This window comes from Vibrio sp. Vb1574 (assembly GCF_033338675.1).
Map to the genome: position 1 here is coordinate 48,603 of NZ_JAWOTC010000031.1, position 6,257 is coordinate 54,859.

At 45.2% G+C, this 6,257-nt stretch carries 8 protein-coding genes; all 8 read left to right on the forward strand.

Features of this window, described 5'->3' with window-relative positions; genetic code table 11:
* Positions 1-50: 50 nt before the first annotated feature.
* The 8 genes from fkpA (at position 51) to fusA (ending at position 6,026) form a co-directional block, all read left to right on the forward strand.
* Entirely contained in the window at positions 51-833 is a 783-nt protein-coding gene (gene fkpA / locus R7O12_RS17155; protein ID WP_017821751.1) for an FKBP-type peptidyl-prolyl cis-trans isomerase, read from the forward strand.
* Positions 834-976: 143 nt separating this feature from the next.
* On the forward strand, positions 977-1,699 hold the full coding sequence (locus R7O12_RS17160) for a transcriptional regulator (RefSeq protein WP_005382804.1): 723 nt from the start codon (positions 977-979) through the stop codon (positions 1,697-1,699).
* Positions 1,696-2,091: a sulfurtransferase complex subunit TusD gene (tusD, locus tag R7O12_RS17165; protein ID WP_017821752.1), complete on the forward strand. Its 396-nt coding sequence runs from the start codon at positions 1,696-1,698 to the stop codon at positions 2,089-2,091. The genes R7O12_RS17160 and tusD overlap by 4 nt, the downstream gene beginning before the upstream one ends.
* Positions 2,088-2,444, forward strand: coding sequence for a sulfurtransferase complex subunit TusC (tusC, locus tag R7O12_RS17170; RefSeq protein WP_213898832.1), 357 nt, complete (start codon positions 2,088-2,090; stop codon positions 2,442-2,444). The genes tusD and tusC overlap by 4 nt, the downstream gene beginning before the upstream one ends.
* 7 nt (positions 2,445-2,451) lie before the next feature.
* Positions 2,452-2,727, forward strand: coding sequence for a sulfurtransferase complex subunit TusB (gene tusB, locus R7O12_RS17175; protein ID WP_005382799.1), 276 nt, complete (start codon positions 2,452-2,454; stop codon positions 2,725-2,727).
* A 177-nt stretch (positions 2,728-2,904) separates the two neighbouring features.
* Entirely contained in the window at positions 2,905-3,279 is a 375-nt protein-coding gene (gene rpsL / locus R7O12_RS17180; protein ID WP_004399892.1) for a 30S ribosomal protein S12, read from the forward strand.
* Between the two features lie 101 nt (positions 3,280-3,380).
* A complete protein-coding gene (rpsG, locus tag R7O12_RS17185) occupies positions 3,381-3,851 on the forward strand; it encodes a 30S ribosomal protein S7 (RefSeq protein ID WP_005382796.1) in 471 nt (156 codons plus the stop codon).
* A 75-nt stretch (positions 3,852-3,926) separates the two neighbouring features.
* Entirely contained in the window at positions 3,927-6,026 is a 2,100-nt protein-coding gene (gene fusA / locus R7O12_RS17190; protein ID WP_005382794.1) for an elongation factor G, read from the forward strand.
* The last annotated feature ends 231 nt before the right edge of the window (positions 6,027-6,257 follow it).

The window sequence follows — 6,257 nt, forward strand, 5'->3', positions numbered from 1 at the left end:
GAAGATTTGTGCACAACAACCAATGGCAGAGCCATTATTGGGAGAATTTAATGAAATCAGTTTTAAAAGTGTCGCTACTTGCTGCAACAGTTATGCTAGCGGTAGGTTGTCAGAAAGAAGAAACTAAAACAGAAACCGCACCTCAAGCAGAACAAGTTCAAGCAGAAACCGGTAAAGCGGTTCACTTTAAAACCGACGACGACAAAGCGGCATACGCAATCGGTGTTTCATTTGCTAACTACCTAAGCACAAGCATCGACAAGCCAAGCGAAATCGGCATTAATCTTAACAAAGATTTGGTACTAAAAGGTATCGAAGACGTCTTCAAAGGCAATGCTGAATTGAATGAAGAAGAAACACGTGCAGCACTAGAATCTCTAGACAAGCGTGTTGCAGAAAAGATGCAAGCACAAGCGGCTGAGAAAGCAGCTGAAGCGAAAAAAGCTGGCGATGATTTCCGTGCTGAGTTTGAGAAGCAAGAAGGCGTAGTGAAGACAGATACAGGTCTTCTATACCAAGTAATGACACCAGCTGAAGGTGAGAAGCCAAAAGACACTGATACGGTTCAAGTACACTACAAAGGTACTCTGATCGACGGTACTCAGTTCGACAGCTCATACGATCGTGGTGAACCTGCAACGTTCCCACTTAACCGTGTAATCCCAGGTTGGACAGAGGGTGTTCAGCTAATGCCTGTGGGTTCTAAATTCAAATTCGTTATCCCGCCAGAGCTAGCATACGGTGACCAAGACACACCAAGCATTCCTGCTAACTCAACGCTAGTATTTGAAGTTGAGCTGCTAAAAGTTGAGAACGACAACGCAGAGCAATAACAATAAGCTGCGATAAGTTATTGAAAAAGGTCCGTTTAACGGGCCTTTTTTGTTCTAGGTCACTAGTTGGTGAGTTTGCTAGGTTGCTTTTCAAATTTTCTGATAAACTTACACCAATTTGTTGATTTTTCGCTCGAAGGCTTATGACAACTACAGAAACAATAAACGCGGAGATGTTGCTCGAAATGGAATCCGTTAACGTGATGCCGTTTACCGAGCACGACAAAATCATTTTAAGATCTTATGAGGCGGTCGTGGATGGTATCGCCAGCCTGATAGGTCCATTTTGTGAAATCGTTCTTCACTCTCTAGAAGACTTAAATACCTCTGCAATTAAAATCGCTAACGGTGAAAACACGGGGCGCCAAGTCGGCTCACCAATCACTGATTTAGCGCTTAAGATGCTAAAAGACATCGAAGGCTCGGAGCGCAACTTCTCACGTTCGTACTTTACCCGTGCAAAAGGTGGCGTGTTGATGAAGTCGATTACTGTCGCTATTCGTAATGGCGAAAATCGCGTGATTGGTTTGTTGTGTATCAACGTCAACTTGGATGCGCCTTTCTCGCAAGTCCTTCAGTCTTTCATGCCGACGCAAGAAGCGAAAGAAGCGGCTTCCTCGGTCAACTTTGCTAGTGACGTAGAAGAGCTGGTGGACCAAACTGTTGAACGCACCATCGAAGAGATCAATGCGGATAAATCCGTGTCTAACAACACCAAAAATCGCCAGATCGTGATGGAGTTGTACGACAAAGGTATCTTCGATATTAAAGATGCCATCAACCGTGTCGCGGATCGCCTTAATATTTCAAAACACACCGTTTACTTGTACATTCGTCAACGTAAAACCGAGGATGATGAAAGGTGAGCAAACTGACTTACACGTTAGTGGTGAATGGTCCCGTTTATGGCAGCCAGTCAGCGCGCAGTGCTTATCAGTTCGCCAAAGCGGTGATAGAGCAAGGCCATCAGCTAGTGAGCGTCTTCTTTTATCAAGATGGTGTGACTAATGGTACTGCTTTGAGTGTGCCAGCTAACGATGAATTTGATCTCAATAAGGCGTGGCAGTCTTTGGCTAAAGAGCATGGTGTTCGCCTAGAAACTTGTGTCGCGGCCGCTTTGCGTCGCGGGATTGTAAGTGAAGAAGAAGCGAATCAACATGGTTTGGTTCAGAACAATCTAGCCGATGGTTTTGAACAAGCAGGCTTAGGTAGCCTAGCTGAAGCGATGTTAACCCAAGACAGAGTGGTACAGTTTTGAGTCAGTTAACTTATCTATTTCGTAGTGCGCCACATGGCAGTGCAGCTGGTCGTGAAGGTGTGGATGCACTGTTAGCCGCGTCGGCTTACTGTGAAGATATCAGCGTCATTTTCGTGGGTGACGGGGTATACCAGCTTCTACTCGGACAAAACCCCAACAATATTTTGAGTAAAGATTACGCGCCGATGTTAAAGCTTTTCGATTTATACGACATCGAACAAGTCTTTGTGTGTTCAGAGTCGTTAACCCAGCGAGGTTTGGCGCAAGCGGATTTAGTCATTGAAGCCCAAGCGTTAAGCTCAGAACAGCTCAAAGATAAGTTACAACACGCTGGCAAGCTACTGTCTTTTTGAGGAAGGTATGTTACACATCATAAAAACAGTCTCTGCTCTAGAAGACGCCATGCCCTTATGCAGTGAACAGGATGACATCTTACTTATAGAAGATGCAGTGTACGCTGCTAACTCGCAACATAAAGCATTTTCCCATCTAAAAAACCGCAGCGTATTTGTGTTAGAGAGCGATGCGCAAGCTCGCGGTATTGCAAATCGTATCAGTCCATCGCTGACGATTGTGAATTACTCAGGCTTCGTTGAACTAACAGCAAAACAGGATAAATCCCTAACTTGGGATTGAACAAGATTTGCTGTCGACAAAGCTTTACGGATGAATTGTTCTAATTGAACAAAAAAGATCCGTATATTTCTTGACACACCTCTCACTGCTGCATAGAATTTTGCGTCCCTAACTGCATTGGCAGTTGGGGATAGATTTTTCACAAAGCTTACTTTCAAGTAAATCAGGAGCTAGTTAATGGCAACTATTAACCAGTTGGTACGTAAGCCACGTGCAAAGCAAGTTGTTAAAAGCAACGTGCCTGCACTAGAAGCGTGCCCACAAAAACGTGGTGTATGTACTCGTGTTTACACTACTACACCTAAAAAACCTAACTCAGCACTTCGTAAAGTTTGTCGTGTACGTCTGACAAACGGCTTCGAAGTTACATCGTACATCGGCGGTGAAGGTCACAACCTTCAAGAGCACTCAGTTGTTCTAATCCGTGGTGGTCGTGTTAAAGACCTTCCAGGTGTGCGTTACCACACTGTTCGCGGCGCACTAGACTGTGCTGGCGTAAATGACCGTAAACAAGGTCGTTCTAAGTACGGTGTGAAGCGTCCTAAGTCTTAATGGATTCCGTTAAGTAAGGCCAAACACTAAATTATTTTTAATTTTTTGAAAAAACTGAAAAGTTTTGGATAAAACCTGAAGAAGACAACGGAGATAAATCCATGCCACGTCGTCGCGTCATTGGTCAGCGTAAGATCCTTCCAGATCCAAAATTCAAATCTGAATTGCTGGCAAAATTCGTTAACATCCTAATGGTTGACGGTAAAAAATCTACTGCAGAGAAAATCGTTTACACTGCACTAGATGCTATGGCTGAAAAGTCTGGTAAAGACCACTTAGCTATTTTTGAAGAAGCTCTTGAAAACGTTCGCCCAGCGGTAGAGGTTAAATCTCGCCGTGTTGGTGGTTCAACTTACCAAGTACCTGTAGAAGTACGTCCGGTTCGCCGTAACGCACTTGCTATGCGTTGGTTGGTTGAAGCTGCGCGCAAGCGTGGTGAAAAATCTATGGCTCAACGCCTAGCTGCTGAAATGCTAGACGCGTCTGAGAACAAAGGTACTGCGGTTAAGAAACGTGAAGACGTTCACCGCATGGCTGACGCAAACAAAGCGTTCGCTCATTACCGTTGGTAATACCTTCTGTGCTGCGAGGTTCTCTCGCAGCACTTTTCTATACTCTAAGGTACACCTTAGTAAGAGGATACAATCGTGGCTCGTAAAACTCCTATTGAGCTATACCGTAATATCGGTATCTGTGCTCACGTAGATGCAGGAAAAACAACCACAACTGAGCGTATTCTGTTCTACACTGGCCTTTCTCACAAAATCGGCGAAGTTCACGATGGTGCAGCAACCATGGACTGGATGGAGCAGGAGCAGGAGCGTGGTATCACTATCACATCCGCTGCTACTACTACATTCTGGCGTGGTATGGAAGCACAGTTCCCTGAGCATCGCGTAAACATCATTGATACCCCTGGACACGTTGACTTTACTATCGAAGTAGAGCGTTCTCTTCGTGTACTTGATGGTGCTGTGGTTGTGTTCTGTGGCTCATCTGGTGTTGAACCTCAGTCTGAAACTGTATGGCGTCAAGCAGACAAATACCACGTTCCACGTTTGGTATTTGTAAACAAGATGGACCGTGCAGGCGCAGACTTCCTACGCGTTGTGAACCAAATTAAGAATCGTCTTGGTGCGACTCCTGTTCCAATCCAGCTGAACGTTGGTGCGGAAGATGAGTTCAGAGGTGTCATCGACCTTATCAAGATGAAAATGATCAACTGGAATGATGCCGATCAAGGCACTTCGTTTACTTACGAAGACATCCCAGCTGACATGATTGAACTTGCTGAAGAGTGGCGCAACCACATGGTTGAATCCGCTGCTGAAGCTAGCGAAGAGCTGATGGACAAGTACCTTGAAGAAGGTGAATTGACTGAAGCTGAGCTCAAACAAGCTTTACGTACTCGCACACTAAATAACGAAATCGTACTGGCTACTTGTGGTAGTGCGTTTAAGAACAAAGGTGTTCAAGCGGTACTGGATGCAGTAGTTGAGTTCTTGCCATCGCCTGTTGACGTACCTGCAATTAAAGGTGTCGACGAAAGAGAAAATGAAGTTGAGCGTCATGCTGACGACAACGAACCTTTCTCAGCGCTAGCGTTTAAGATTGCGACTGACCCATTCGTGGGCACGCTAACTTTCATGCGTGTTTACTCCGGTGTTGTAAACTCGGGTGACGCTGTTTACAACTCAGTAAAAGAGAAGAAAGAGCGTTTCGGTCGTATCGTTCAGATGCATGCGAATAAGCGTGAAGAAGTGAAAGAAGTTCGCGCTGGTGATATTGCAGCTGCTATCGGTCTGAAAGACGTAACAACAGGTGACACACTGTGTGATCAGAACCACAAAGTGATTCTAGAACGCATGGAGTTCCCTGAACCAGTTATTCAGATTGCTGTAGAGCCTCGTTCTAAGGCAGACCAAGAGAAAATGGCTATCGCGCTAGGTAAACTAGCTGCGGAAGATCCATCATTCCGCGTGGAAACGGACGACGAATCAGGTCAGACTCTGATCTCAGGTATGGGTGAACTTCACCTAGACATTATCGTTGATCGTATGAAGCGTGAATTCAGCGTTGATTGTAACGTTGGTAAACCTCAGGTTGCTTACCGTGAAACCATTCGTGGTAAAGCGGAAGTTGAAGGTAAGTTTGTTCGTCAATCAGGTGGTCGTGGTCAATACGGTCATGTTTGGGTCAAACTTGAGCCTTCTGAGCCTGGTGAAGGTTTCGTATTCGTAGACGAAATCGTGGGCGGTGTGATTCCTAAGGAATACATCAGTTCGGTATCGAAAGGTATCGAAGAGCAAATGAATAGTGGTGTTCTAGCGGGTTACCCTGTACTAGATATTAAAGCTACACTATTTGATGGTTCTTACCACGATGTAGACTCAAGCGAGATGGCGTTTAAGATCGCTGGCTCGATGGCATTCAAGAAAGGTGCACTAGAAGCACAACCTGTGATTCTAGAACCTATGATGAATGTCGAAGTAACCACTCCGGAAGACTGGATGGGTGACGTTGTTGGTGACCTAAACCGTCGTCGCGGTATCATTGAAGGCATGGACGAAGGTGTGGCTGGTCTTAAGATCATCCGTGCTCAAGTACCACTATCCGAAATGTTCGGTTACGCAACTGATCTACGTTCTGCAACTCAAGGCCGTGCGTCTTACTCTATGGAGTTTCACGAGTACGCTGAAGTTCCGAAAAACTTCGCAGATAAAATTATTGCAGAGCGTGGTTACTAATTGACGATTGAACTGCAAAAAGTTTACGACTTTTTGCGAGATCAGGGCGTCCAAATATTGCGCTAACGGGCGTTGGCGCATAAAATAACAATTTCTGGCGCGTCGTCGATCAATAATGATCACGACGAATCATAACTAGGAAGGAACACGATCGTGTCTAAAGAAAAATTTGAACGTACGAAACCGCACGTTAACGTTGGTACTATCGGCCACGTTGACCACGGTAAAACA

Excerpts from the sequence above, each read along its gene's own strand:
- R7O12_RS17160 (WP_005382804.1), top strand. The coding sequence starts at position 977 with ATGACAACTACAGAAACAATAAACGCGGAGATGTTGCTCGAAATGGAA.
- fkpA (WP_017821751.1), top strand. The coding sequence starts at position 51 with ATGAAATCAGTTTTAAAAGTGTCGCTACTTGCTGCAACAGTTATGCTA.
- rpsL (WP_004399892.1), top strand. The coding sequence starts at position 2,905 with ATGGCAACTATTAACCAGTTGGTACGTAAGCCACGTGCAAAGCAAGTT.
- rpsG (WP_005382796.1), top strand. The coding sequence starts at position 3,381 with ATGCCACGTCGTCGCGTCATTGGTCAGCGTAAGATCCTTCCAGATCCA.
- tusB (WP_005382799.1), top strand. The coding sequence starts at position 2,452 with ATGTTACACATCATAAAAACAGTCTCTGCTCTAGAAGACGCCATGCCC.